Source organism: Wenxinia saemankumensis, from assembly GCF_900141735.1.
In the GTDB taxonomy this organism is placed as follows: domain Bacteria; phylum Pseudomonadota; class Alphaproteobacteria; order Rhodobacterales; family Rhodobacteraceae; genus Wenxinia; species Wenxinia saemankumensis.
On sequence record NZ_FQYO01000001.1, the window covers coordinates 1 to 24,591 of the forward strand.

Annotated in this window: 17 protein-coding genes and 1 pseudogene; 13 read left to right on the forward strand and 5 right to left on the reverse strand. The window is 69.4% G+C overall.

The features are described 5' to 3' along the window. The 3 genes and pseudogenes from BUE30_RS17975 to BUE30_RS00030 form a co-directional block, all read right to left on the reverse strand. Positions 1–1,266: pseudogene (locus tag BUE30_RS17975) on the reverse strand (IS3 family transposase); the annotation flags it as partial. A gap of 171 nt (positions 1,267–1,437) precedes the next feature. Next, positions 1,438–4,089 (reverse strand): glycoside hydrolase family 38 N-terminal domain-containing protein, encoded by a 2,652-nt coding sequence (locus BUE30_RS00025; protein ID WP_073325484.1) that lies wholly within the window; start codon positions 4,087–4,089, stop codon positions 1,438–1,440. 31 nt (positions 4,090–4,120) lie between these two features. Then, on the reverse strand, positions 4,121–5,182 hold the full coding sequence (locus BUE30_RS00030) for a lactonase family protein (RefSeq protein WP_073325487.1): 1,062 nt from the start codon (positions 5,180–5,182) through the stop codon (positions 4,121–4,123). An 82-nt stretch (positions 5,183–5,264) separates the two neighbouring features. Between BUE30_RS00030 and BUE30_RS00035 the strand changes: the two genes are divergently transcribed. From BUE30_RS00035 to BUE30_RS00075, 9 genes are all read left to right on the forward strand, one after another. Beyond that, entirely contained in the window at positions 5,265–6,035 is a 771-nt protein-coding gene (locus BUE30_RS00035) for an SDR family NAD(P)-dependent oxidoreductase (RefSeq protein WP_425303913.1), read from the forward strand. Further along, a complete protein-coding gene (locus tag BUE30_RS00040) occupies positions 6,032–7,258 on the forward strand; it encodes an enolase C-terminal domain-like protein (RefSeq protein ID WP_073325491.1) in 1,227 nt (408 codons plus the stop codon). Before BUE30_RS00035 ends, BUE30_RS00040 begins: the two co-directional genes overlap by 4 nt. Continuing rightward, the gene (locus tag BUE30_RS00045; protein ID WP_073325493.1) at positions 7,258–8,349 is read left to right on the forward strand and encodes an ABC transporter ATP-binding protein; all 1,092 of its coding nucleotides are present in this window, start codon (positions 7,258–7,260) and stop codon (positions 8,347–8,349) included. The genes BUE30_RS00040 and BUE30_RS00045 overlap by 1 nt, the downstream gene beginning before the upstream one ends. 34 nt (positions 8,350–8,383) lie before the next feature. Next, positions 8,384–9,619 (forward strand): ABC transporter substrate-binding protein, encoded by a 1,236-nt coding sequence (locus BUE30_RS00050; protein ID WP_083600937.1) that lies wholly within the window; start codon positions 8,384–8,386, stop codon positions 9,617–9,619. Positions 9,620–9,685: 66 nt separating this feature from the next. Beyond that, positions 9,686–10,630 (forward strand): carbohydrate ABC transporter permease, encoded by a 945-nt coding sequence (locus BUE30_RS00055; protein WP_073325495.1) that lies wholly within the window; start codon positions 9,686–9,688, stop codon positions 10,628–10,630. Positions 10,631–10,642: 12 nt separating this feature from the next. Next, a complete protein-coding gene (locus BUE30_RS00060; RefSeq protein WP_083600938.1) occupies positions 10,643–11,524 on the forward strand; it encodes a carbohydrate ABC transporter permease in 882 nt (293 codons plus the stop codon). A gap of 34 nt (positions 11,525–11,558) precedes the next feature. Continuing rightward, on the forward strand, positions 11,559–12,269 hold the full coding sequence (locus BUE30_RS00065) for a GntR family transcriptional regulator (RefSeq protein ID WP_073325496.1): 711 nt from the start codon (positions 11,559–11,561) through the stop codon (positions 12,267–12,269). Between the two features lie 23 nt (positions 12,270–12,292). Beyond that, positions 12,293–13,300 (forward strand): hypothetical protein, encoded by a 1,008-nt coding sequence (locus BUE30_RS00070; RefSeq protein WP_073325497.1) that lies wholly within the window; start codon positions 12,293–12,295, stop codon positions 13,298–13,300. 93 nt (positions 13,301–13,393) lie between these two features. Continuing rightward, positions 13,394–14,098, forward strand: a complete 705-nt coding sequence (locus tag BUE30_RS00075) for an IS6 family transposase (RefSeq protein WP_073325499.1) — start codon at positions 13,394–13,396, stop codon at positions 14,096–14,098. A gap of 149 nt (positions 14,099–14,247) precedes the next feature. Here the strand turns inward: BUE30_RS00075 and BUE30_RS00080 are convergent, their stop codons facing one another. Then, positions 14,248–15,207, reverse strand: a complete 960-nt coding sequence (locus tag BUE30_RS00080; protein ID WP_212590693.1) for a helix-turn-helix domain-containing protein — start codon at positions 15,205–15,207, stop codon at positions 14,248–14,250. Between the two features lie 127 nt (positions 15,208–15,334). On the opposite strand from BUE30_RS00080, the gene BUE30_RS17925 reads away from it, so the two are divergent. From BUE30_RS17925 to BUE30_RS00095, 3 genes are read left to right on the forward strand one after another with little or no spacing between them, the layout of a single operon-like run. Then, positions 15,335–17,461 carry a VWA domain-containing protein gene (locus BUE30_RS17925; RefSeq protein WP_073325505.1) on the forward strand — a complete coding sequence of 709 codons (2,127 nt, stop codon included), beginning with the start codon at positions 15,335–15,337 and terminating at the stop codon, positions 17,459–17,461. Then, the gene (locus tag BUE30_RS00090) at positions 17,458–20,781 is read left to right on the forward strand and encodes a hypothetical protein (protein ID WP_073325508.1); all 3,324 of its coding nucleotides are present in this window, start codon (positions 17,458–17,460) and stop codon (positions 20,779–20,781) included. The genes BUE30_RS17925 and BUE30_RS00090 overlap by 4 nt, the downstream gene beginning before the upstream one ends. Positions 20,782–20,792: 11 nt before the next feature. Then, positions 20,793–21,722, forward strand: coding sequence for a hypothetical protein (locus BUE30_RS00095; RefSeq protein ID WP_073325510.1), 930 nt, complete (start codon positions 20,793–20,795; stop codon positions 21,720–21,722). Between the two features lie 676 nt (positions 21,723–22,398). Here the strand turns inward: BUE30_RS00095 and oiaX are convergent. Next, positions 22,399–23,646 carry a 3-oxo-isoapionate-4-phosphate decarboxylase OiaX gene (gene oiaX / locus BUE30_RS00105; RefSeq protein ID WP_073325515.1) on the reverse strand — a complete coding sequence of 416 codons (1,248 nt, stop codon included), beginning with the start codon at positions 23,644–23,646 and terminating at the stop codon, positions 22,399–22,401. Positions 23,647–23,762: 116 nt separating this feature from the next. Here oiaX and BUE30_RS00110 point away from each other — a divergent pair, with 116 nt between their 5' ends. Then, positions 23,763–24,590 (forward strand): phosphogluconate dehydrogenase C-terminal domain-containing protein, encoded by an 828-nt coding sequence (locus BUE30_RS00110; RefSeq protein WP_073325517.1) that lies wholly within the window; start codon positions 23,763–23,765, stop codon positions 24,588–24,590. Position 24,591: the final 1 nt, after the last annotated feature.

Consider the following 24,591-nt stretch of genomic DNA (forward strand, 5'->3'; position numbering starts at 1 on the left):
TGGAAGCTACGCCGCCTCGGGCCAGCTTCCCGTGCTCCCAGAGGGGTCAGTTTTGGACGCCGATAAGGGGTCAAACTTCGGCGCCGATTGACAGCGGAGGCCGCGGGGGTCTGGTAGCCGAGTGCCGAATGGGGCCGGGCGGCGTTGTAGTCGGTGATCCAGGCGGCGATCAGGCTGCGGGCCTGGTCGAGGCCGAAGAACAGCGTCTCGTTCAGGAGCTCGTCCCGCATTTTCGAGTTGAACGCCTCGCAGATGCCGTTCTGCATGGGCTTGCCCGGCGCGATGATGTACCAGGGCACGCCCGCCTCCTCGCTCCAGGCCAGCATCGCGTTCGAGGTGAATTCGGTGCCGTGGTCGCTGACGATCAGCCCCGGCTTGCCGCGCCGGGCAATGAGCGACGTCAGTTCACGCGCCACGCGGCGGCCCGAGATCGAGGTATCGACGACTGCGGCGAGGCACTCCTTCGTCACGTCGTCACTCGCCATCGTGCTTGAACCGATGGCGCACAGGGCTCGTCGTTGAAGATCCGGAAGCGGCGGCCCCGGGCAAACTGGTCGTGGACGAAGTCGACCGACCAGCGTGCATTCGGGACGGCCACCGTCAGGAGCGGCGCCCGCGTGTCGCAGCCATTGTCGCTCGGACCAATGGCGCTCCAATGGCAGCCCTTCTTCCGCCCCCGTCGCTTCCGAACCGACAGGCCCTCCTCGCTGTAGAGCCGCTGCGTCTTCTTGCGGTTCACGACATGTCCCTCCCGCCTGAGCAGAACGTGCAGCGGCCGGTAGCCGAACCATCGTCATTGTCACTCGGACCAATGGCGTTCCAATGACGATCGCTCGGACGCCAGCGCCCGCAGACGCTCGCGTAGATCAGCATCGTCGGGACGTCGGCTGCGGTAGCGGACCGAGGTCCGGTCCGCCTCGATCACGGAACACGCCCGCCGCTCGTTCCTCTCGTGCTGCTCCACGAGGATCGCGACAGCTTCGCGCCTGACGGCGGCCGTCACCACTTTCGCGACAGGAGATCCTTCAGCGCGGCCTGATCAAGCAGGGATTCCGCCAGCAGCCGCTTCAGACGGCCATTCTCCTCCTCGAGCGCCTTCAGCCGCTTTACGTCCGACACGCCCATCCCGCCGAACTTGGCCTTCCAGGCGTAGAACGTCGCGCCGCTGATCCCGTGCCGGCGGCACAGCTCAGCCGTCTTCGCCCCGGCTTCCTGCTCACGCAGAATGCCGATGATCTGGTCCTCGGTGAACTTGGTTCGCTTCATCATCCGGTCCTCTGGTTGGGCCGGACCCTAACATCAGATGGAGGAACTACCGGGGGTCAGAGCACTGGAAATTCAGCATGCCTCCGTGCGGAAGCAGGGTGAGCCGAGAGCCTCGTGGATAGGCCCCCAGCCGCCCATTTCTGAACCCGGTCCTGTTTCACCAGGTCGCAACTAATCCAGCAACACATGGATCGTGGCTCGCGGGGGAATTTCGATCAAACGCGGGGAGACGTCGATCTGCGTGTCAGGCAGAATTGCCCCATCCGGTCGGGCGAGCCTGACAGACCCGATCTCGCGGCTCGGCATGGACAGGCTCACCGTCGCTGCCGGGCCGGCATTGTTGAGGCTCAGCATGAGGCCCGACCCGGCAGGGGCCTTCCTGACCCGGGCGGTCACGGTGACCGGTCCATCCAGTTCGACGAGAGCCCTCGGTGGCTTCTCCTCGCTGTCGTAGGCGCGGACGATGACGGGCGGTGTGGTCTCCAGTTCGGCGAAGCGCGCGGCCTCGCCGAGATCGAGTTTCGGGCGCGGCAGGAGGCGGAAGCGGAACGGAATGCCGCCGCTCTGCACGATCGGGAAGTTGGTGTCCCAGTGGTTGTTCGTCAGCCAGAACGCGAGGAGGGGGTCGTTCCCCTGACGCCCGCTGCCGACATTGCCGGTCTGGATGCCGAAGGGCTGGACCAGCGGCGCATCGGGCGAGGCGACGGTGAGCGCGGCGCCATCGGTGCCGATCGCGGCGAAGCGCTGGATGCCGATCCAGGCCTCGCAGGAGAACGGGATCTGCTCTCGGGCGACGTCGATCACGGCATCCCCCACGTCGAGATGGATGGACGGATCGCGGCCCGGTGCGCCGAACAGCATGTAGACGGAATCCGGCGCGGTCACCGGCGTCTTGAAGAGCATCGCGTCGACCTCGATCCCGTCACCCTCGGCAGGGAGCCTGTAGGTTATCCGGGCCGCATCGCCGTGGGGCCAGGACAGGTGGACGGTCAGGGCAATGCCCATCGGCGTCGCCTTGGCGGTTTCAAGGGTCACCTTCGCGGCGGTCGCGCGTTCGAACTCGGTTCCTTCCGGCCAGCGGATCGTCTCCATCCGGCTCCAGTCGTAATCGCCGCCGAAGGTCGCGAAACGATCCTTCGACGGGTCGGGGAGGGATTCGTAGATCATACGGCCGAGCGGCGCGTCGGGCGCCACGCAGTCGCGGCCCGTCTCCTTGTCGACGAGCGAGCGGATCGCGCCGTCGCGGGGATCGATTTCCAGCCGCCAGCGGGGGCTTTCGATCCAGCCCTCGCCCGAGGCCATTCCGGGGACCTCCGGCGCATGGACGGGACGAACGACCGCCTCCGAGAACGGCGGCAGGTCGGCCACGAGCACGTGGGTCGTGCTCGGGCTCTGCTCCTTCCGGGTCTGCATGCCGGTCAGGAACCTGTCCGAGGAATGGGCGTCGAGGATCGTCTGCGGCGCCGATCCTGCGTGGTCGGCCGGGACCGGCCAGTAGAGGCGGCGGGGATAGGACGAGGGGTTGGCCACGTAATACCCGTGCTCCTCGACCGGCCCCGGGTCGAAGGCGTTGCCGCCCCTGCGTTCGCCCTTGCCGTTCACGCGGCGCAGGATGTGGTCCCCTTCCACCGCGCCGTCCGCGACCTCGTGCGCCCGGCGGCGGCTCTCGGTCGAGGCGGCCTCGAGCGCGAGGGCGAAGCCGTGATGGGCGCGGTGCGTCTTCCAGCTGAGCTGCATCCGCGCGAAGGGCGAATCCGGATCGGCATGGGTGTTGTAGGCGCCCCAGGTGTGCTCGTCGTACCATTGCAGCTCGTCCGCCGCCCGGTCGAGCAGGCTGTCGTCGCCCCCTTTCGTGAAGGCGGTCAGGAAGTCGACGGCCGGCAGCAGCCGCTCCGCCTGCCGGGCAACGACCGTCTCGTAGGCGGTGGAGCCGACACCGTCGACCCAGTAGTCGGACCAGTCGCCGGCATGGACGGGCAGGGGGGTGCCCTCCGCCTCGACCGAGCGCCGGATCGCGCGCATCGCCTCCGTCACGGTGCAGATCCGCATGCGGGGGGTGCGCCCCTCGCCGTTCCAGCGCTCGACGAACTCGGACAGGCCGCGCGTGGCGAAGCCGTTGTCCGGCGCGGCCTTGTTCGTGACCGGCATGATGACGGCGCTGTAGGGGTAGCCGCCCCGCTCCTCCAGCCGGGCGAGGGTGCGGTCGATCGTGGCCTGCGTATGTTCGGGGTCGTCGTTGCCGAGATAGAAGGTGTTGGTTCCGGTCGAGTAGTGCCAGCCGTGATAGGTGAAGAGGTCGCGTCCGCTGGGGCTGCGCCAGTCGAAGATCCGCTGCATGGTGTCGAAATGCATGCCCCGGTGGGGGTTCGATTCCAGAAGGAAGCCCTCGATGCCGAGGTCAATCAGGATGTCGGTCCAGAACCAGCCGAGACCGTTGACATCGCACTGCATCGCGACCTTCGGGTCGAGACCCTCGTCCTTCAGCAGCCGCAGATGCTTGAGCGATCGCAGCGCATTGGCCGGGCTGATGAGGGGCGTCCAGTGGACCGGCATCGCGGCGGCGTCGACCAGCCCGTCGGCATAGAGGCCGCGGAAGCGGTCCTTCTGGCCGTCGCTCGCATGGCGGAACCAGTCGGCGGTGATCGCGCTCACCTCGCAGGTCCAGCGGAACCGCGCCTCGTCCGGGCGATGACTCTCCGCCTCGACCAGGTCGAGCGCGTCGTCGATGATCCGGCGCTGATGACGGAACAGCGTGTCGGCGTAGTCGGTGTAGCCGATATCGGTATGCGTGTGGTTGATCAGCAGGATGTCCTGGATGGCCATGGGGACCTCGGGGTTCTGGGGAATGGGGTGGTTAGAGGAAGGCGACCGTCAGCGGCGAACCGACGCCGAGCCGGAAGGACGGCACTGGGCCGGGCAGGCCGTCGTCCAGGGGCCAGACGGTCACCTCGTCGGACTCCTGGTTGGCGATGACGAGGTGCCGGCCGGACGGGGACAGGGCCAGGTCGCGGGGCGTCCTGCCGCCGGACGGGGCGCGACCGACGATCCGGGCGGTCCGGTCGCTGCCGCCCACGCCGAGGGTGACGATCTCGTCCGTCAGGCGATTGGTGGCGTAGAGATGCCGCCCGTCCGGATGGGCGACCAGCCCCGCAGGCTGGACCGGAGCACCGCCCGGATCGGCAAGACTCTCGGTGTGCAGCGCCGTAAGTCGCCCGGTGGGGGCATGGCAGGCCAGCGACGTCACGCCGCCGATCAGCTCGGCGATCAGCCAGGCGCGATCCGGGTCCGGCCCGAAGACGAGGTGCCGGGGCCCGGTCCCGGGCGGAAGGACGGTGTCGAGGTCGGGCCGCGCCTCGAGCGCGCCGTCCGTGACCCCGTAGGCGACGATCCTGTCGATGCCGAGGTCGCAGACGTATAGGACGCGCCCGTCCGGTGACCAGGCCGCGCAATGGGCATGCGGCGCTTCCTGACGGTCGGGGTTCGGGCCGGAGCCATCGTGCCGGAATAGCTGCCGTACGCCCGTGGAGGCGTCGAACACCGCTAGGCCGGCATCCGGGCCGTCGACCCGAGGCCCGCCATAGCTCGTCACGGCGACCAGCCGTCCGTCCGGCGAGGGCGCGGCGTGGCATCCCTCCCATCCGCCGGCGGGCCAGACCGGCCCCACGGCGTCGTCCTTCCCGGGGCAGAGGCGCGCCAACGCGCTTTCGGCCCCGCCGTCGTGATCGGTGACGGTCCAGGCGGCCCCGCCCTTCGGCAAGGGCACGATCCACGAGACATCCTGCAGGGGAAGGGGTGCCCCCAGCCGGTCGAGTCGCCCAGAGGCGTCGTCGAAGGCGCAGGCCGTCACCCCTTCGCCGTTGGCCGGTCCGATATGGGGCGCGGGACGCGTCAGGCTTCCGATCAGCAGGCGGGACATCGGCCCTCCGAAATCACATGTTGACTGCACTAGTATGGTAGCACTATCAGAGGTGCAACACCTATCGCATCGGATGAGCGTCTTGACGAAGAAAGCCTACATCGTGACCGGGGCGGCCAAGGGGATCGGCCGGGCCGTCGCGGCCCGCCTGTCCGAAGAGGGCGCCGATCTCGTCCTGATGGATCTGGACGAGGCCGCCCTCGGCCGGGCCAGCGCCGAGCTCGGGGCGGAAGCCGTCCTCGGCTCGGTCGCCGATGCCGCGGCGTGCCAGCGAGCGGCCGAGACGGCGGAGCGCGCCTTCGGCCGGCTCGACGGGCTGTCTCACAATGCCGGGATCCAGCGCTACGGCGACGTCGTCTCGACCACGCCCGAGGGCTGGCAAGAGGTGATCGACACCAATCTCACCGGCGCCTTCCTGATCGCCCGCGCTGCGATGCCGGCGATCCGCCGGGCGCGCGGGTCGGTCGTCATGACCGCCTCGGTGCAGAGCCTCGCCGCGCAGCAGGGCGCGCTCGCCTATGTCGCGGCCAAGCACGGGCTCGCGGGTCTCGTCGCCGGCATGGCGGTGGACGAAGCGTGGCGGGGCGTGCGGGTGAACGGCGTCGCGCCGGGATCGGTGGATACGCCGATGCTACGGGACGCCATCGCGCTCGACCCCGACCCGGACGCGCTCGGCCGTGCCATCGACGCGATGCATCCGCTGGGGCGCCGCGCGACGGCGGAGGAGGTGGCCTCGGTGATCGCCTTCCTGCTGTCGGACGCCGCGTCCTTCGTCACCGGCGAGATGGTGCGCGTGGACGGGGGGCTGCTGTCGCTCATCGGCGGCGCGCCCGAGGCGGGGGGCGGCGCATGAGGATCGTGGACATCAGGGCGACGACCATCGCCCTGCCGCTCGAGGCGCCGCTGCGCCACGCCCACGGCGCCCACTGGCAACGCTTCGTGCGGACCATCGTCGAGATCGTGACCGATGACGGCCTGTCCGGCTGGGGCGAGCTCGGCGGCGGCGGCGAGGCGGCGGAGGCGGCGATCACCGGGCTGCTGCCCTATCTCAAGGGGCACGATCCCCTGCAGCTGGAACAGCTGCGGTGGAAGATCATGAACCCCGTCGCGTCCCTCTACAACAACCGGATGCAGCTTCACGCCGCGATAGAGATGGCCTGCATGGACGTGGCGGGCAAGGCGCGGAACATGCGCGCCTGCGACCTGATCGGGGGCGCCCTGCGCGAGGAGGTCCCCTTCGCGGCCTACCTCTTCTACCGCTATCCCGGCGAGGGGCGTGGCGGAGAGACCAGCGCCGACGAGGTGATCGCCGAGGCGAAGCGGCTGAAGGACCGCTACGGCTTCACCAGCCACAAGCTGAAGGGCGGCGTCTTCGCCCCTGACCACGACATCGAGGTCTATACCGCGCTCGCGGATGCCTTACCCGGCGACCGCTTCCGCCTCGACCCCAATTCTGCCTGGAGCGTGGAGGAGGCGATCCGCGTCGCCGAGGCGGTGAAGGGCGTGCGCAACGACTATCTCGAGGATTTCTGCTTCGGGCTGGAGGGGATGCGGCGGCTGCGCCAACGCGTCACCACCCCGACCGCCACGAACGTCGTCGTCGTCAATTTCGAACAGCTCGCCGCGAACATCCGGCAGGAGGCGGTGGATGTCGTCCTGCTCGACACGACCTTCTTCGGCGGGCTGCGGCAGGCCTATCGTGCGGGCCAGATCCTCGAGGCGTTCCAGTTCGGCGCCGGGGTCCATTCCTCGGGAGAGGCGGGGATCCAGCTGGCCTCCATGCTCCATCTCGGAGCGGCCCTGCCGAACATGAGCTTCGCGGCGGACGCGCATTACCACCACCTGCAGGACGACATCCTCGTCGGCGGCAAGATCCCGGTGGAGAACGGACGGATGAAGGTTCCGCAGGGGGCCGGTCTCGGCGTCGAGGTCGACCGGGACAAGCTCGCGCGATACGCCGAGCATTACCGCGAGGTGGGCGGCTATGCCTACGACCGCGATCCGGGCCGCCCGGACTGGTACGCGACCTGGCCCGAGACGCGCTTCGCCGATCCGCGCGCGGGGGGGATGCGCTGATGGCCTCGGTCGAGCTGAAGGATTTCGTGAAGCTCTACGGCGATCACGTCGCCATCAAGGGCATCGATCTGCATGTCGAGGACGGGGAGTTCTGCGTCTTCGTCGGTCCCTCGGGCTGCGGTAAATCCACGCTCCTGCGGATGATCGCGGGGCTCGAGACGATCTCGCACGGCGATCTGACCATCGGCGGGCGGGTCGTGAACGACGTGCCCTCTCGCGACCGGGGCATCGCGATGGTGTTCCAGAGCTATGCGCTCTACCCGCATATGAGCGTGCGCGACAATCTCGGCTTCGGGATGCGGATCGCCGGCCAGGACAGGGCCGAGATCGACCGCCGCCGCGAGGGCGCGGCCGAGATGCTCGGCCTCGGCCCCTACATGGATCGGCGCCCGTCCGAGCTGTCGGGCGGCCAGCGCCAGCGTGTCGCCATCGGCCGCGCGATGGTGCGCGAGCCCGAGGTGTTCCTCTTCGACGAGCCCCTCTCGAACCTGGACGCCAAGTTGCGCAACCAGACCCGGCTCGAGATCAAGCGCCTGCAGCAGCAGCTGGGCGCGACGGTGATCTTCGTCACCCACGACCAGATCGAGGCGATGACCCTCGCCGACAAGATCGTCGTCCTGCAGGACGGACTGGTCGCGCAGACCGGCGCGCCGCTCGACGTGTTCGAGCGGCCCCGCAACCTCTTCGTCGCGGGCTTCATCGGGGCGCCGGCGATGAACATCCTGCCCGCCGAGATCGGGGAGGGGCCGGTGGTCCGCGCCCTGGGGCTCGAGATCCCGGTCGAGGACGGCGTTTTCGACCTGCCGCTGCCCGGCACCTCCGTGACGCTGGGGATCCGGTCGGAGGACATCGTGCCGGACGGCCACGGCCAGCGCCCGCAGACCGGCGCAGACGTGTCGGGCGCGGTGAAATTCTCGGAGGTGCTCGGCAACGAGAGCCTGATCTTCTTCGATGTCGGCGGCGTGGAGCTGGTCTCCCGGATGCAGCGCCCCCGACCCGTCCGGGCGGGCGAGACCCTCTCGTTCCGGATCGACGGCACGCGCATCCACCTCTTCGACACCGAGACGGAGACGACCCTGCGCCGGGACTGACCTGCGCAGCGAGACAGAACAGGGAGAGAGAAAGATGAGAGTTTCGACATTGCTGGCGTCCGCCGCGATCACGGCGGCGGGATGGACCGCCGCGAGCGCGCAGGACGTCACCTTCTACTACGACAAGAGCGGCTGGGACGAGGGCTTCGCCGCGCTGATCGAGGGCGCCTCCGAGGCGTCGGGCCTCGACATCGCGGGCCAGCAGCAGACGCCCACCGATCGCTACCAGGCCTACATCATGTCCTCCATCGCCGGCGGCGCGACGCCCGCGATCTTCACCTGGTGGAACGGCAAGCAGCTCGACAGCCTCGTCGAGACCGGCGAGATCGCCGACCTGACCGCGCTCTGGGACGAGGCCATCGAGGCGGGCTGGTTCTCGGAGGCCGAGCGGGAACTCTTCTCGGTCGACGGCACGCCCTACGCCATCCCGCTCAACGTCGCGCGCTGGCCGGTCCTCTACAACAAGGACGCCTTCGAGGCGGCCGGGATCGAGCAGCCCCCGCAGAGCTGGGACGAGCTGATCGCCGCCGCCGACGCCCTGAAGGAGGCCGGCTACGTGCCCTTCAACGCGCCCGCCGTGGGCGGCTGGATGGGCTTCATCTGGTTCTCGGAGCTGATGATCCGCACCGATCCCGACGCCTTCGTCGGCCTGACCGATGGCTCCGTCCCCTATGACGGCCCCGAGGTGCAGCGGGCGATGGAGATCTGGACCGACTTCTACGAGCGCGGCTACTTCACCGATGCGCGCGAGCAGGACGAGACCCGCTTCATGGTCAACGAGGAGGCGGCGATGTACCTCATCGGCGAGTGGACCGCCGGCATCCTCGCCAATCGCGGCATGGAGCCGGGGGAGCAGATCGGCGCGTTCCTGCTGCCGCCGATCGACGCCGAAACCGAGAACTCCGTCATCGTCGAGGCGGCGCCGATCGTCTTCTCCGCCGACGCGATGGAGGAGATGCCGGCCCTGATGGACGCGGCCCGCTACCTGATGTCGCCCGAGGCCGGCAACGCGCTCGGTGCGGCGAACGGGATCTACAGCGGCAACCTGATGACCGACGCGCCGAACGCCATCGTCTCGGACGTGAACGCGATCATCGCCGAGGACGCGCCGCGCTCGATCGTGCGGTGGTGGGAAGCCGTTCCCCCCGAACTGCAGGGCGATCTCGTCTCGCAGATGAACGCCTTCATGCTCGATCCCACGGAAGAGAACGCGCAGCGCGTCATGGACGACATGCAGGCCCTGAACGAGAGCTACTGGGCCTTCCAGTAATCCGATCCACCGGGCCGCGCCTCGCGAGAGGGGCGCGGCCCATCCGCGCCGCGGGAGTCCGCCCAGATGTCAGCCCCCCTGAATCCTCCGATCAGCCAAGCGATCCGGGCCGAGGCCCGGAAGCGGGAGATCGCCGCGCGCCGCCGGTCGGGGCGGGTCGCGCTGCTCTTCATCGCGCCGGCGCTCGGTCTCGTCGCGCTCTTCCTGCTGTTTCCGGTCGTCTTCAATCTCGGCCTCAGCTTCACGCGCTGGCAGCGGTTCTCCGGCCTCGACGAATTCGGCGGCCTGATGAACTACCAGCGCCTCTTCATGGTCCCGTATTTCTCGGACGTGGTGATCAACACCGCGATGTGGGTGATCGGGGCCATCACGCTGCCGCTGGCCTTCGGCCTGGGGCTCGCGCTGCTGCTGCGCGGTGTGCCGGGGGAGGGGCTGTTCAAGAGCCTGTTCTTCCTGCCCCGCGTCCTCGCTCCCGCCGCCGTCGGCACGATCTGGTTCTACGTCTACGCCCCGGACGGGGTCATCAATTCGCTGGCCGGGGCCGCCGTGGGCCAGGACATAGACTACGGCTGGCTGTTCGAGAGCCACACGATCACGCCCGCCATCATCATGACCTTCGTCTGGCAGACGCTGGGGATCAACATGGTGCTGCTGCTGCTCGGAATGGCCGCGATTCCGCGAGACCCGATCGAGGCCGCGCATGTGGACGGCGCCTCTTCGTGGCAGATCTTCCGCCACATCGTCTGGCCGCTGCTGCTGCCGACCGTCTTCGTGGTGACGATCCTCAACGTGATCGCCGGCTTCACCGCCTTCGACCTGATCTGGGTCATGGCGAACGGATACCCCGCGCAGCGCAGCCTCAGCCTCGCCGTCTACATGTACTACGAGACCTTCTCGAACAGCCGCTGGGCCTTCGGCGCGGCCATCGCGGTGATGCTGAGCGCGCTCGTCATCCTCGTGAGCTGGGCGCTGACGGTGATGCAGAGCCGCGTCGAAGAGCGGATCAGGTAGGGAGAGCCGGACATGGCCGTGGACATCAGCGACCCCGCCTTCATCGAGACCCTCAAGCGCCGGGAGAGGGCCGGACAGAAGCCGAGCTACCTGCGGCTGGCGATCGCCGTGGTGCTTCTGATCGCCTATCTGGTGCCGTTCTACTACCTCTTCGTGACGGTCTTCAAAACGACGGACGAATACCTGCGCAGCAGCGTCCTCGACCTGCCGACCTCGCTCGCGCCCTTCTGGGACAACGTGGTGCAGGCCTGGACGCTGGGCGGGATGGGGCGCGCGTCGATCAACTCGATGAGCTACGCCGTGCTCGGCGCGGGGCTGGCCACCGCGCTGGCGGCGGGGGCGGCCTACGGACTGACCCGGCTGAAACTGCGCAGCGCGAATGCCTGGTTCATGCTGATCTTCGCCGGGACACTCTTTCCGTTCCAGATGTTCCTCGTCCCGCTCTTCTTCGGGTTCCAGCGGACGGGGCTGATCAACACCTGGGCCGGCATGGTCCTCGTCTATACCGCGATCTGCATCCCGTTCCCGCTGCTCGTCCTGCGCGGTTCCTTCGGCGCCATCGCGCGCGAGATCGACGAGGCGGCGCGGATCGAGGGGGCGAGCGAATGGCGCGTCTTCGCCTCGATGATCCTGCCGAACGCGAAAGGCCCGCTCATCGCGCTCTTCCTCATCCAGTTCACCTTCGTCTGGAACGACCTGCTCTTTTCGTCGATCCTCGCCGGCTCGCCCGAGGTGCGCTCGATCATGGTGGCGCTGCAGGCGCTGCAGGGCACCTATTCCTCGACCGGGCCCAACGTCGTCGTCACAGCCTCGCTGATCAGCAGCGTTCCGACCGTGGTCCTGTTCATCTTCCTGCGCCGGTACTTTATGTCCGGCCTCCAGCTCGGCACCTGAAGCCATGAGAGGGCAGGCCGTGAAGGCATCCGACATGAGGCAGCCCGCGGGATTCCAGCGCAGCGGCACGGGCTCGATCACCAGCCAGGTCCACGACCTGCTGATGGACCGCATCCTGTCGATGGAACTCAAGCCCTTCGACGAGGTGTCCGAGGCCCGCCTCGCGAGCGAGCTCGGCGTGTCCCGCACCCCGGTGCGCGAGGCGCTCGCGCGGTTGTCCCGCCTCAATCTCGTCGAGGTCTATCCCCAGCGCGGAACCTTCATCGCCCCGATCAGCATCCAGCGCGTCGCCAAGGCCCGCTTCATCCGCGAGTCGCTGGAACGCCCGCTGTCGCGGCTCGCGGCGGAGGGGATCACGCCCGAGGTCGCCGCGTCGATGGCGCGCGAGATCGCGCTGCAGAAGACCTTCGCCTCGCTCGGCGATCACGCCAGCTTCCTCAAGTCCGACGATGCCTTCCATGTCCTGATCGCGCGGGCGGCCGGCATGGGCGACATCTGGGACGATCTGGGCGAGATCCGCATCCACATGGACCGCATCCGGCGGCTCTCGCTGCTGGGCAAGGCGCGGATGATGGCGATCACCTCGGAGCATGCCGGGATCTTCGAGGCGATCCGGGACGGCTCGGCCGACCGGGCGGAGGAGAGCACGCGCCGGCACCTGTTGTCCGTCTTCACCGATCTCGACGCGATCCGGGCCGAGCACCCGGAATACTTCCACGACAGCCGATCGCCGGCCGCGACGTGACGGACCCGCGCGCCCCCGGCGAGATGCGCTCGCTCGCCTGGTCGCACGGCGTGCTGAGCGTCCAGTCCTTCGGCGGGATGCTGGGTCCGACCTCGTTCGTGCTCGGTGACGGGCGGCAGGTCTCCCCGTTCTGGATCGCGCCCTGGCATGCGGAGGATGTTCCCGCCGACGTGGATCCCATGACGGCGGCCTTGCGCGGCGAGTGGCCCTGCATTCCGTTCGGCTACCCGTTCCCAACCGACTCCTTTTCCGGGCGATGGGACAGGGCGCTGGAGGATGCCGCACCGCCCGGCCCCGTCCACGGCTATTCATCCAATGCAAATTGGAGCTTCGGTCCGCCGGCCGAGGGGCAGATCGGCCTGCGCATCGACTATCCGCCGGGCCACCCGGTCCGACGTCTGCGCCGCACCCTCCGGCCGGTTCCGGGCGCCGCCGCAATCGAGTTCGATCTGTCGATCGAGGCGCGCCGCCCCACCCGGTTGCCTGTTGCCCTGCACGGCTGTTTTTCGCTCCCCGCCACGCCGGGTCTGGCCCGCATCGACGTGCCGGCGTTCCGGGTGGGGCGAACCCATCCCGGACGGGTCGAGCCCGGTGCCGGCCTGTTCGAATCCGACCAGACCTTCGTCGATCTTTGTTCCGTCCCCGGCCTCGACGGAGCTCCGGTCGACGCGACGGGTCTGCCATTCGGCAGCGCGGTCGAGGAACTGCTCCAGCTCGACGGTCTCGCCGGACCGATCGCGCTCGCCAACCTGGGGGGCGGGTATCGGGTCATTTTCGATTGGGACCGAGCGCTCCTGCCCAGCGTGGTTCTCTGGTTTTCCAACCGGGGCCGCCAATACGCGCCATGGAACGGCCGGACGCAGGTGCTCGGGATCGAACCTGCCTGCACGGCCTTCGGCCTTTCGCCGGAGACGTCGCTGAGCGATAACCCCGTGGCGCAGGGCGGCACCCCGACAGCGCTTGTTCTGGCTGCCGGCGAGGAGACCAGGATCCGCTATCGGGTAAGTGTCGAGGCGTTGCCCACCCGCTGACGGGCAGCCATGACTTCGGATGGCACTGCCAGGGGAACGGCACTGTCAGAGGAAACGCTGGTGTGGGGCAGGGCGCAGACCTCCCCTCGCGATATGACCCAGCGCGATCCGTTCCGGTACTTCAAGACGAGTTCCGAGATCATCCGCCTGGCGGTGATGCTCTACATCCGCTTTCCGCTCTCGCTCCGGAACGTCGAGGACCTGCTGCATGAGTGTGGCATCGAGGTCAGCCACGAGACCCTCCGCTACTGGTGGAACCGGTTCGGCCCGATGTTCGCCACCGAGATCCGCAGGCGCCGGGTGGGGGCGATGCGCAGCAGTCGGTGGCGATGGCACCTCGAAGAGGTGTTCGTGAAGATCAACGGAAAGACGCACTACCTCTGGCGGGCCGTCGATCAGGAAGGCGAGGTGCTGGAGAGCTACATCACCAAGTCGCGTGACACGCCCGCAGCGCTCAAGTTTCTCCGCAAGCTCGTCAGGCGACACCGTCCGCCCGAAGGGATCGTGACCGACCACCTGCGGACCTACGGTGCGGCGATGAAGGAGCTGCGAGCGTCACACCACGAAACCGAAGGACGCTGGATCAACAATCGAGCCGAGAACTCGCATCAGCCATTCCGACGACGGGAGAGGGCGATACTGCGCTTCCGGCAGATGCGATGTCTGCAGAAGTTCGCATCGGTCCACGCTTCCATCCACAACCATTTCAACCTCGAGCGCGGCCTCTCCAGCCGGACGATCTCCAAGCTGAATAGCGACGCCGCCCTCGCCGAATGGCGCGGTCTCTGCGCGGGGTAGGGTGGTCGACCGCTGCGCTAGCAGGGACTGGTTCGCATCAGTCTGACAGCCGCCTTGGGGGCGATACGGGCCGGCCCGACCTGCCTGATCTGGCGACTTACGCGCAAAGCTTCGGCAACGCGCGCCGGCGTGACGAGGGCGCAGCCCTGCTAACCGGCGAAGAGCAGTCTCCGCGGGCGGGCCGCGAGGGATGCTGCCCGAGCCGCGAAGGGCGTCCGGTATGCACCCTGCTTCTGCTGAGCCGCCAGGGCACGATCGACCGCGCGCCGGCTTAGGCCCAGTTCCGCCGCAGCCTCGTCGAGGTCCAGGTCAGCCGCCATGAAGCGCACGATCAGATCGGCTCGATCCGGCGGACCGCCCTTCAGGTCGAGATGGCGATGCCGGACGCGCATCGCCTCGTGATGCAGCAAGGGGATGTCGCGCACCGCCCGATCCGCGAAATCCCTCAAGGTGATGCCGCGGTAGATCAGCGCACACATGATCCGGTCCATTTCCGACGTGCCGGGCAATGCCAGGATCACCCCCCGGGCCATGCCCGCGCGCAGGAACGCCCGGTCCATCGCGCGCACCTCGGCGGGCGGGTCGTACTGCGGCGACAGTGTCCAGGCCTCGAGGTCGAGGACCAGCGGCTCCCAACTCGTGGTGACGTGATGCACGGCGAGGTTGGAGGCGTTGGGGATCGAGATGTCGTAGTCCACCCCCGGCGGAAAGTGCAGATGCGAGCCGAAATGCTCGACGCGCCCCGAGGGCGTGAGCGCCAGCTGCGACCAGGCGAAATCGCGGATGCCGAACGGCTCCAGCCGCCGCAGGAAGTCGTCGAACAGCTCGGTCAGGGCGTCTGTCTCGTCGTCGCGGTGGCTGCCGAGGCGACCTTCGACGCGTCCGCTTGCCGCCAGCGGAGGTCGCAGGTCGAGCGTGCGGGCGTGGCTTGCGAGGCGCAGCGTCGTAGCTTGGCCCAGCCTGCGGCGAAGGTCGGCGAGATGCCGGTCCACCGTCACGACCGAGATGCCGAGCCGCGTGGCGATCTCTTGTCGTCCCGCACCCTCGGCCAGCAGCTCCAGGACCGCGCGCTGGCGGGCCGTCACGGTGGGCCGGTCTGGTGCAGACATGGCAGGCGTCCTCTCCGATCTGGCGGAAATACGCCAGAATTGCTCACTTCCTGCAATGGCAAGGATGCGTACGAGGCAGTTGACTGGACAGCGATTTTCGCCCTTCCCCCGGATCCGGACCCGCACCATGCGTCGCCTCTTCCCTGTCCTTCTGATGCTCCTCCTTCCGCTTTCCGCCCCGGCGCAGGAGCGGCCGACGACGATCATCGTCCTCGACGGGTCTGGGTCGATGTGGGGCCAGGTCGACGGCCGCACCAAGATCGAGATCGCGCGCGAGGCCCTTGCCGCGGCGGTCGCGGATCTGCCCGACGACCAGGCGCTCGGCCTCATGGTCTACGGTGCCGAACGAAGGGGTGATTGTGCCGACATCGCGCTCGCGGTCCCGCCGGGGCCGGTCGCAACGACGCGGGACGCCATCGCCGCCGCCGCGGCCGGGGTCACGCCACTCGGCAAGACGCCTTTGACAGACGCGGTGCGCGAGGCGGCGCGGCTCATGCGCTCGACCGAGGAGGCGGCGACGGTCGTGCTCGTCACCGACGGGGTGGAGACCTGCGCCGCCGATCCCTGCGCGCTCGCACAGGAGCTCGAGGTGACGGGGGTCGACTTCACCGCTCACGTGGTGGGCTTCGGCCTGAGCACCGAGGAAGGCCGGGCGGTGTCCTGCCTCGCGACGGAGACCGGCGGGCGTTTCATCCTAGCAGGCGACGGGGCGGCCCTGGACGAGGCGCTGCGGATGACCTTCCAGCCCATGACCGAGGTCTTGGTCGTACCCGAGATCCCCACCGCCGATCCGCCGCTGTCGGTGACGCTGCGCCTGAGGGAGGCCGAGGGTCAGCAGGTCATGAACGCGCGCGAGATCGTCTCGCTGGTGCTCGAGGGGCCGGAAGGCCAGCTTGTGGAGGCGCGACCCGATTACGATCGGGAGGCGACGGCGATCCTCGATCTGGTTCCGGGCGAATGGGTGGTTCGCGTTAGCCGGGTGGAAAGCGAGGGCGAGAACACGGGCTTCGACGCCATCGCCCGGTTCGTCGTCGAGCCGGGAGCCGGGGCGCAGGTGATCGACCTGACCCTGCGCGGCTGGCTGACGGTCGAGACGCTGCTCTGGCCCGGGATGGTGCTGGAGCCGGGGCAGGCCGTTCCCTCCGCCGTGGCCGGCACCGCCGTTGTCAACTACCAGCTCTTCGCGCGCGCCCCGGACGGTACGATGTCCGAGGACCCCGTCGCCGCGGGCACCCGCGGTTTCGACGAAGGCGTGCCGCCCGGAGACTACATCCTGCGAGGGACTTTCGCGCGAACGGTGACGCGGGACATGCCGGTCAGCGTTGGGGCGGGTGAGACCGTCCTTGTGGCCTTTGACTTCGGACTTGCGCCGGTCACGGTCGCGGCGCTCGATGCTGCCGGACAGCCGGTGACCAGGCAGACCGCCGGACTAGCCGATGGACCCGACGAGGGCGCCTGGGTCCGGGGCTCGGGTGGGCCGAACGCCGACGGCACGCGCAATCCCTTCTTTCTGCCGCCGGGCGTCTGGCGGATGAACGTGGGCCAGGAGGGCGGCGGCACGACACGGTCCGAAATCCTGGTCCGGGTGACCGAACCCGGGCAGCCGGTCGAGATCACGGTGGGCGAGGGCGCGCGCCTAAGCGAGGACGATCTCGCCGCCCTGACCGCGCCGGACCGGATCGGCTGCGCGGCAATCGTCGGCGCCGGGCACAAGGCCTGCCTGGTGCCTTATGAGGCCGACCACCTGGCGCCTGCGGCTTCCGAGCCGGGCCTCGCCGCGCCCGAGCCGATGCCCCGGGACCTGTCGCCCCGGCCGGAAGCGCCCAGCGCGCTGCTGGGCGGCTCCGTCCCCTTCGTGCCGGTGGAAACCTGGGGCATCATCGCCGAGGAGATCGCCTGCACCGGCAGCGTCATCATGCTCGATGCCGACGGCTTCGCCGTGGTCCGGGTCGATCCGGCGGGCACCGGCACCTGGCTTACCGGCCTCGCGGCCTGGTGCGTGCCCGACGGGCCCGGCGCCCGGGACTGCCGGCCGCTGGAGTTGAGCCTCGACCGGGGCACCGTGCTGATCGACAGCGCGCTCGACGGTCAGCCCGGCTTCCGGCTGGAAGAGCGCGCCGACAGCGCCTTCCTGCAGTTCTGTCCGGACGGGGCCGGGGGCTGCGGACCGCTGGCGCTGTGCGGCAGCAACGACATGCCTCCGCCCGGACCGGGTGCCGACCGGGGCGTGACGCTGGAGGGCGGCGGCGAATGAGGGCGCGGCTGGCACTCTGCGCCCTGCTCGCCTTTTCCCCGGGACCGGGACATCCGCAGACGCCGGAGCTGCTCGATCAGGCGCTGGAACGGCTTGCCGCCGAGGCCACGTATGCCACCGCCCCCTGTCTCGACGGGGCGTCGGCCTGCGCCGACGACGGGCCAGAGGCGCTCGCCGCGGCACTCTGCGCGGCCATTCTGCCCGGGGTCGCCCAGGCGACCTGCCGCGACCTCGATATGCCCGATGACACTGACCCCGACCGCCTGTTCGCCGCGGTGCAGGACGGGCTCGCCGCAGCACGGGCGGGCACCGTTCCAGGGCCTGACGCGCTTGCTCTAGGCACCGCGCTCCTGCGTCGCGCCCTGGGCGAGGCTGTCGAGCTGCCAGCGCTCGCCGCACTGCCGCCGGTCGCACCAGCCGCCGAGCCAGGCGCCTCTCTGCCCTCCGACCTGCCGGATCCGCTGCCGACCGAGCGGGAGGCCCTCGAGGAGCTCGCCTTCGAGATCATCCTGCGGGCGGCCCAGGAGGGCTGGGACGCGGCGCGGAGGGAGGCGGCGCTGACGCCGATCCGCGACCTCCTGAACGGCGGGCCGCCGACGGACCCGGCACCGGCCGACCTGATCGCCGCCGCGCTGGCGCGGGCGCGCGGAGCGGACTCCTGCGACGGTGTCGCCTTCGCCGAGGGGGACGGGCCGCACCTGCCGTTCTCCGAAGTCCATCTCGACCTGCCGCCCGGTTTCCTCGGCCCCGAAGGGGCGATGTCTGCGGTCTACCTGACCGACGCGCTGGCGCTGCCGATGCTGATCCTGCCGGATGCCGGGGGGCGCGCGACGGTGACCCTGCCGCTGCATCCCGAAGGCATCGGCGGCGGCCCGGGGCTGCTGTCGTTCGGCTGGGTCGATGCCAAGAGCGGCGCAACCGTGCTCTGCCCGCCACTGCCGCTCGACATCGCCGCGGCCACCGCCATCCCGGAGGCCTGGCCCCGAGCGCTCGCCGACCTCGCCGACGCGGCCGCCCTGCTGGAGCGGGGGGCGGACTGGGCCGGGCTGCCGATGGGGGGCCTGCCCCGGACGATGCAGGCCGAACTGGCGGACCTGGCGGAAGGTTACGCAGACTTGCCGGCCGAGGCGCGGGCCGTTCTCGACCTCTACGCGCCGCGGATCGCGCCGGATCGCGAGATGATTGCCGCGATGGAGGCCTGGATCGACACCCATCCCGCGCCGATCCGGCGCGGGGCCTTGGACACCGTTCCCGGCGGACCCGAGCGGCTCTGGCACGCGGCGGGCGGCGGGGAGGGCGGCGGCCAGTCCCATATCTGTCCGGCCGACATCGGCCAACTCAGGACCTGGATCCTGCTGGGCTCGATCGGCAATGCCAATGCCGATCCGTTGAACCAGGCCCTGTTCACGGCGGGCAGCGTGCTGGCGGGGACGTCGGTTCACCTCTTCCTCGCCGCAGCGGGGCAGGAGAAGGGCGGCGAATATGCCGAGCGCGGCGTGGGCGTCGCTGCCGGCAGCTACAACCTCTTCCTCAACTTCATGCAAGGCGTCGCGCCCTACCGGATCACCGCGATCGAGGGGCATTTCGCGCGGGATCGGGTCACCGAGGACACTTCGGACCCGGCGCTCCGGCTGGTCGACGTCGCGCTCCGCACCGACAGCCGGGGCTGGAGCCCGCTGCGCGGCGCTGTCGACCTGGCGATGATCGTCGCCGCGGCGTCGGGGCGCGGGACCACGCCGGGCGGGGCGCTGGGAAAGCAGGTGGAGCAGATGGGCTTCACCGGCGCGACCGGCATGGCGGCCCGCGAAGGGCTGACGCTCGGCCGCGTGCTGGTCGAGGAGGGCGCCAAGGCGATCTCGGCCACGCTGGGCAACGTGATCGACGCGGCGATCCTGGATGCCCTCTGGCGCGAGGCGATCGGCGAGATCGAGAAGCAGTCCGACGGCCTCGTCCAGCCAAGGTGCCGGATTCCCGACCCGCTGCTGACGACGATCGACGCCTACCTGATCGACCGGGACTGGCGCGCGGCGCGCCCGGCCTTCGGTCACGGGGTCTTCCTCGCGATCGACCAGGGGTTCGTGGGCGTGGAGATGTCGGTGAAGCCGGACATCGGACTGCCCCGCGACCGCGTCGCAGATCCGGTCGAGGCCTGGACCGTGATCCAGCCCGCCGCTCTGTCCACCGGTGACAGCGACCTCGTGGTCGAGCCGGGAGAGCAGGCCCGCGTCGAGGTTACCGGTGCAGGACTCGAGAACCGGCCCTTCGTCGATTGGGAGGTGGTGGGCGAGGCCGCGATCGCATGGGACGACGACCGGCAGGCCCGGCCGGAGGCCTCGGCGGTCCGGGTCCAGACGCCCAGCGACCCCGAGGGCTTTCCCATCGCGGTGACCGCCACGCTGACCTCGCTCACGCTCGAACGCTCGCGCGAGGATCCGCCGACGCTCACGCAGATCGTCACCACGGGCGAGGCCGACGCCACGGTGCGTCCTGCCTGCGGCTGGGTCGGCGCACGGGTCGAGATCGGGCTGAACGATCGCCGCACCGGGCGCGCGCTGGATCCCCACGACTTCGCCTGGATGCCGGGCCCGGGACTGACGGCCCTCGCCCCCGGCGTGTTCGGCATCACCGAGGCCGGGCCACCTTCGCTCGTGCGGTTCCAGCGGCCGGGCGATTCCTCGACCGTCAGCGGCGCCGTCGTGCGGCGCGACTGCGCCTGCGGACCCGATGCGTTCCCCGGCCTCGTGACCGAGTTGCAGCCGTTCTCGCGCGCGATGCTGGCCCTCACCGGCCAGCAATCCTTCGCCGTCGTCGGCACCGGCACGGTGGAGATCACCGGCGACATCACCCGGTTCGAGAGCTATCCGGAGATGCGGCTGACCGTTCTGACCGAGCAGGACGCGAACGACCTCTCCTGCCGCTACACCTCGGTCCTGACGAACTCCGAGATGGGGACCGTCGAGGCGCTGAGACAACAGCGTGCGGACCTGTTCCTCGACGACAGCGGGTCGAACCTGTTCGACGGCACCGGCGGCTTCGACTTCGCGGGGCCGGGACTGGTGGCCCCCGGCGGCGGCGGCGCCTTCGGCGCGCCCATCCCCTATCGCGGTTCCGAACTCCAGGGCGGCTTCCGGCCGCAGCTCCCCCCCGTCGTGGCCGTCGAGGCCTTCGCGCCCGACGCCCTCGAGATCGTCGCGCAGACCCGAGGATGCGACGAAACCGATGTCGATCGCGGCTTTCCGGCGCGCCGCACCAACTTCTACGACACGATCCGGACCTGTGCGACGCACGAGGCCCGGTTCGTCGCCACGCAGAGACCGTGAGGAGACCGAGGATGAGCGTGAAGACCCGTCTTGGCGCGCTGGCCGCCATGGTCGTCCTGTCCGGACCCGCCGGGGCCCAGGACGGCCCCTATGCTGCGGCCGCGGGGCTCTATCATGCCGCGCCCAATCCGCCGGAATTCTGCGCGATCCTCCCCTGGCTCCTGACCGGGGACGGACAGCTTCTGGAACGGAGCTTCGACGGCACCGGCTACGTCGCCCGGTCGGGCGCCTTCTGCCGGCCCGAGCCTGGCGGCGACGCGTGCTATGGCGGCGAGATCGTGGAGGGTGCCCTGCACGTTCCGCGGGCGGACGGAGGCGCGCCGCGACGGACGTTGTTCGTGGATCCGACGGGCGTGCTGATCCTCGACGCGGGATCGACCCGGCCGCAGGCGCTGACCCGCTGCCCCGACGACGTGCCGCCGCTCATGCCCGGCTTCGGCATCGAGGCGATGGCCGCCGCCCCGCCGCCCGCCGTCGTCGATCCGGACGCGCTGGGTGCGGCCGGGGTCGGCGGCGCCCGGGGCTGGGAGTCGCTCGGGGAGCCCGGCTTCGCCCTCGCCGGAAGATGGGGCCGCCTGCCGGGAGATGCCGCGACTGCCGCGACCGTCCGGCCCGGCCCCGGGGCCGACGAGAACGGGTGGGCGCTGGCGGCCGCCTACATCGCCGATGCCTGCGCCACCAGCCGGCTCGAGTTCTCGGACCGTGGTCGGCTGAGCCAGTTCCGGGGGGCTTCGGAGGCCATCGGAAGCATGAGCCAGTGCGATATGGTCGGGGCCCAGATGAATTGCACCGAGGGCGTGAGGCGCGACAACGAATGGCTGCCCGACCCGGACGGCGAGACGCGCAGCTACAGCGTGACATTCGAGGCAGAGGATGTCCTGCTTTGCTCCACGAACCTCGCAGCCTGCTACCGGCTGGTGCGATGCGCCGAGGTCGAGTGAACAGAGCCCGGCCGCGCTTTCGGCAGTGATCTTCGAGCCAGGTCCACGGGCACGGGACGGCTGCGCCGGCGTCCATTCAGTTCTGAGGCGATAGGCTCGGCATAGGCAGGTTCGAGTGCGCGATAATCAAGTATTCCCATGTCGGCCAGATAGGGATGCAGAGGTATTATAAGACGATACCGCCGTGATCTACTGCTCACCGGTGTGGCCGCTGACAATCATGGCGATAGGCCGCGCGAGCAAGATCCTACGGTCTGTTGGTAAGGTGAGGGCCATCGAGGCGGGGCTAGGCCGATCGCTCTGACCGTTTCCGGACGCGATCCCGACCGGCGCTCCCGCCATCGTCCTCGGATCATTGGCGGACGATGGCTCGCTCCGTTGGTGGACCTCTACCTTCAACGCAGCCGCAACCCGCTTCCCTGTCGCCATCTCGCCCGTCTCCTTCTCCAAGACCAAGATGATCTCAATCCGGTGCTTCCGTCAGAGTCCGGTTCCCCGGGAGCAGTCATCCGCTGCCTGCTGGGCCACAAGAACATTCCCCCGCAGAAGCCGAACCAGAAGACTTCGCGGCTCCGGAAGCCGATGCCGCAGCCGTCCAGCTTGTGATAATCAGCCTCGGGCAGACCCGGCGCAGTCCGACACGTCGAGATCGCTGCCTCTCGCCGATATGGGCGCGCTACCGCGCCCCGAACGTGTCCAGGGATGCCCTCAGCTCCGGCCGATCGCGGGCGTGGTCTTCCAGGGTTTCCCCAGCGACGGCCGCGTCCCAGGTTTGCCGGATGGCGCGGACACCGGCGGCGGGGCCCATCGGATGCCCGTGAATGCCGCCCCCGGCAAGATACATCAGGTCCGTCGTGCGGCCCGTCCGGTCGTAGGTCTCCACCGCCTGGCCGCCCCATTGTCCCGAGCAGACGACCGGCAGCGGCCGGTCGGCGGGGTCGAAGATCGGCGTGCGGCAGGCCTCGAAGGACCGGACGAAGCTCTCGTCCGGCTCCCAGTATTTCGCGCGGATGCCGTTGATCTGGAACTGGTCGACGCCGAGCAGGCGCCAGATCTTCTGGTAGGCGCGGAACTCCATGCCGAAGCCGGGATTGCGGGTCATCATGTCCCACCCGTTGCGATGGGCATGCAGGCAGAGCTGCGAGCGCCGCCGCAGGAAGGACATGCCACCGGGCCCGATCGAATTGATGTTCACCACCGCCGCGCTGCCCCCGGCCGCGACCACGCGGTCGTGGTTGCGCATCATCTCGTCGGGGTCGGCCGCGCTGATCCCCCAGGCATACATGACCCGTTTGCCGGTCTTCTGCTCGTGGGCGTCGATCACCGGCATGACCGTGGCGATCCGCTCGGCGAGGGGCGAATAGCCGGGGCTCATCAGCTTCTCGTCGTCCTTGATGAAGTCGACGCCGGCCTCGCAGAGGATGCGGACCATCTCGGCCGTCTCCTCCGGCAGGAGACCGAGCGAGGGCTTGATGATCGAGCCGAGAAGGATGCCCTCCGGCGCCCCCATCAGGCGGCGCGAGCCGTCTATGCCGAATTGCGGACCGGGATGGACGGCCCAGGCCGGGGGGAGGTCGATGTCCATCACTCGCACGCCGCTCACCCCGCGCACGGCGTAGACGCCGCCGATCGCGATGGTCATCAGGGCCGCGATGTCGGTGCCGATCGCCTCCAGCGGGTAGGCGATACGCGCATCGGCGCGGTTGTAGGGTCCGGGCCGGTCGTCGGGCAGGGACGGCGTCTCCGACGGCGCCAGAGGTACGACGTCGAGGACACGCGCCGCGCATCGGCGCCGCACCGCGTCGGTCTCTCCCGGCAGCTCGGTGAAGGTGCCCGTGGACTGGTCCGAGGCGATCTTCTCCGCCATCGCAGCGCAGGAGCCGGGCGTCTCGATCCGGTAGGTGACGGTGATCCACTCGGCCATCCGGGGCCTCTCCAGAAAGATGTGCGGGCTACGTCCCGCGGGACATGAGCGATGGGTTTGACCAGAGCAGGTCATTGGGTCATTATACCAGTCGAGAGAGCGAAGGGAAGATTTCGATGACGAGGCTGGCGCTGTTCGGGGCAGGGGGGAAGATGGGCGTGCGCCTGTCGAGGAATCTCGTGAAGGCGGAGTTCGAGGTTCTGCCCGTCGAGGTCTCGGAGGCCGGCCGGGCGCGCCTGAAGGAGGCCGTGGACTGGGATTGCGTGCCTCAGGACGAGGCCCTCGCCGAGGCCGAGGTCGTCGTGCTGGCCGTGCCGGACACCGCGATCGGCGCCGTCGCGCGCAAGATCGTCGATCACCTGCGCCCCGGCACCATGCTCGTCTGCCTCGACGCGGCGGGCCCGCATGCCGGCCACCTGCCGGAGCGCGCGGACATCACCTATTTCGTGACCCATCCCTGCCATCCGCCGATCTTCCACGATCTCGCCACCCACGAGGAGCGGATGGACCGGTTCGGGGGGGTCGCCGCGCCGCAGGGCGTGGTCAACGTGCTGATGCAGGGCCCCGAGGAGCATTACGCCCTCGGCGACAGGGTCGCGCGCGCCATCTTCGCCCCGGTCAGCCAGACCTACCGCGTCACGCTCGACCAGCTCGCCATGCTCGAGCCGGGGCTGAGCGAGACGGTCTGCGCCTCGCTCCTCGACGTGATGCGCGAGGCGATGGACGAATGCGTCGCGCGCGGCGTCCCGAAGGAGGCGGCCCGCGACTTCCTTCTGGGCCACATGAACATCCTCGCCGCCGTCATCTTCGAGGAGCAGCCCGGCGTCTTCTCGGACGCCTGCAACAAGGCGATCGAGTTCGGCAAGCCGGTGCTGATGAAGGACGACTGGAAGCGGGTCTTCGACCCCGAGGAGATCGCGGCGAGCATCCGCCGGATCACCTGAC

Excerpts from the sequence above, each read along its gene's own strand:
- BUE30_RS00025 (WP_073325484.1), bottom strand. The coding sequence starts at position 4,089 with ATGGCCATCCAGGACATCCTGCTGATCAACCACACGCATACCGATATC.
- BUE30_RS00030 (WP_073325487.1), bottom strand. The coding sequence starts at position 5,182 with ATGTCCCGCCTGCTGATCGGAAGCCTGACGCGTCCCGCGCCCCATATC.
- BUE30_RS00040 (WP_073325491.1), top strand. The coding sequence starts at position 6,032 with ATGAGGATCGTGGACATCAGGGCGACGACCATCGCCCTGCCGCTCGAG.
- BUE30_RS00045 (WP_073325493.1), top strand. The coding sequence starts at position 7,258 with ATGGCCTCGGTCGAGCTGAAGGATTTCGTGAAGCTCTACGGCGATCAC.
- BUE30_RS00050 (WP_083600937.1), top strand. The coding sequence starts at position 8,384 with ATGAGAGTTTCGACATTGCTGGCGTCCGCCGCGATCACGGCGGCGGGA.
- BUE30_RS00055 (WP_073325495.1), top strand. The coding sequence starts at position 9,686 with ATGTCAGCCCCCCTGAATCCTCCGATCAGCCAAGCGATCCGGGCCGAG.
- BUE30_RS00060 (WP_083600938.1), top strand. The coding sequence starts at position 10,643 with ATGGCCGTGGACATCAGCGACCCCGCCTTCATCGAGACCCTCAAGCGC.
- BUE30_RS00065 (WP_073325496.1), top strand. The coding sequence starts at position 11,559 with ATGAGGCAGCCCGCGGGATTCCAGCGCAGCGGCACGGGCTCGATCACC.
- BUE30_RS00070 (WP_073325497.1), top strand. The coding sequence starts at position 12,293 with ATGCGCTCGCTCGCCTGGTCGCACGGCGTGCTGAGCGTCCAGTCCTTC.
- BUE30_RS00075 (WP_073325499.1), top strand. The coding sequence starts at position 13,394 with ATGACCCAGCGCGATCCGTTCCGGTACTTCAAGACGAGTTCCGAGATC.
- BUE30_RS00080 (WP_212590693.1), bottom strand. The coding sequence starts at position 15,207 with ATGTCTGCACCAGACCGGCCCACCGTGACGGCCCGCCAGCGCGCGGTC.
- BUE30_RS17925 (WP_073325505.1), top strand. The coding sequence starts at position 15,335 with ATGCGTCGCCTCTTCCCTGTCCTTCTGATGCTCCTCCTTCCGCTTTCC.
- BUE30_RS00090 (WP_073325508.1), top strand. The coding sequence starts at position 17,458 with ATGAGGGCGCGGCTGGCACTCTGCGCCCTGCTCGCCTTTTCCCCGGGA.
- BUE30_RS00095 (WP_073325510.1), top strand. The coding sequence starts at position 20,793 with ATGAGCGTGAAGACCCGTCTTGGCGCGCTGGCCGCCATGGTCGTCCTG.
- oiaX (WP_073325515.1), bottom strand. The coding sequence starts at position 23,646 with ATGGCCGAGTGGATCACCGTCACCTACCGGATCGAGACGCCCGGCTCC.
- BUE30_RS00110 (WP_073325517.1), top strand. The coding sequence starts at position 23,763 with ATGACGAGGCTGGCGCTGTTCGGGGCAGGGGGGAAGATGGGCGTGCGC.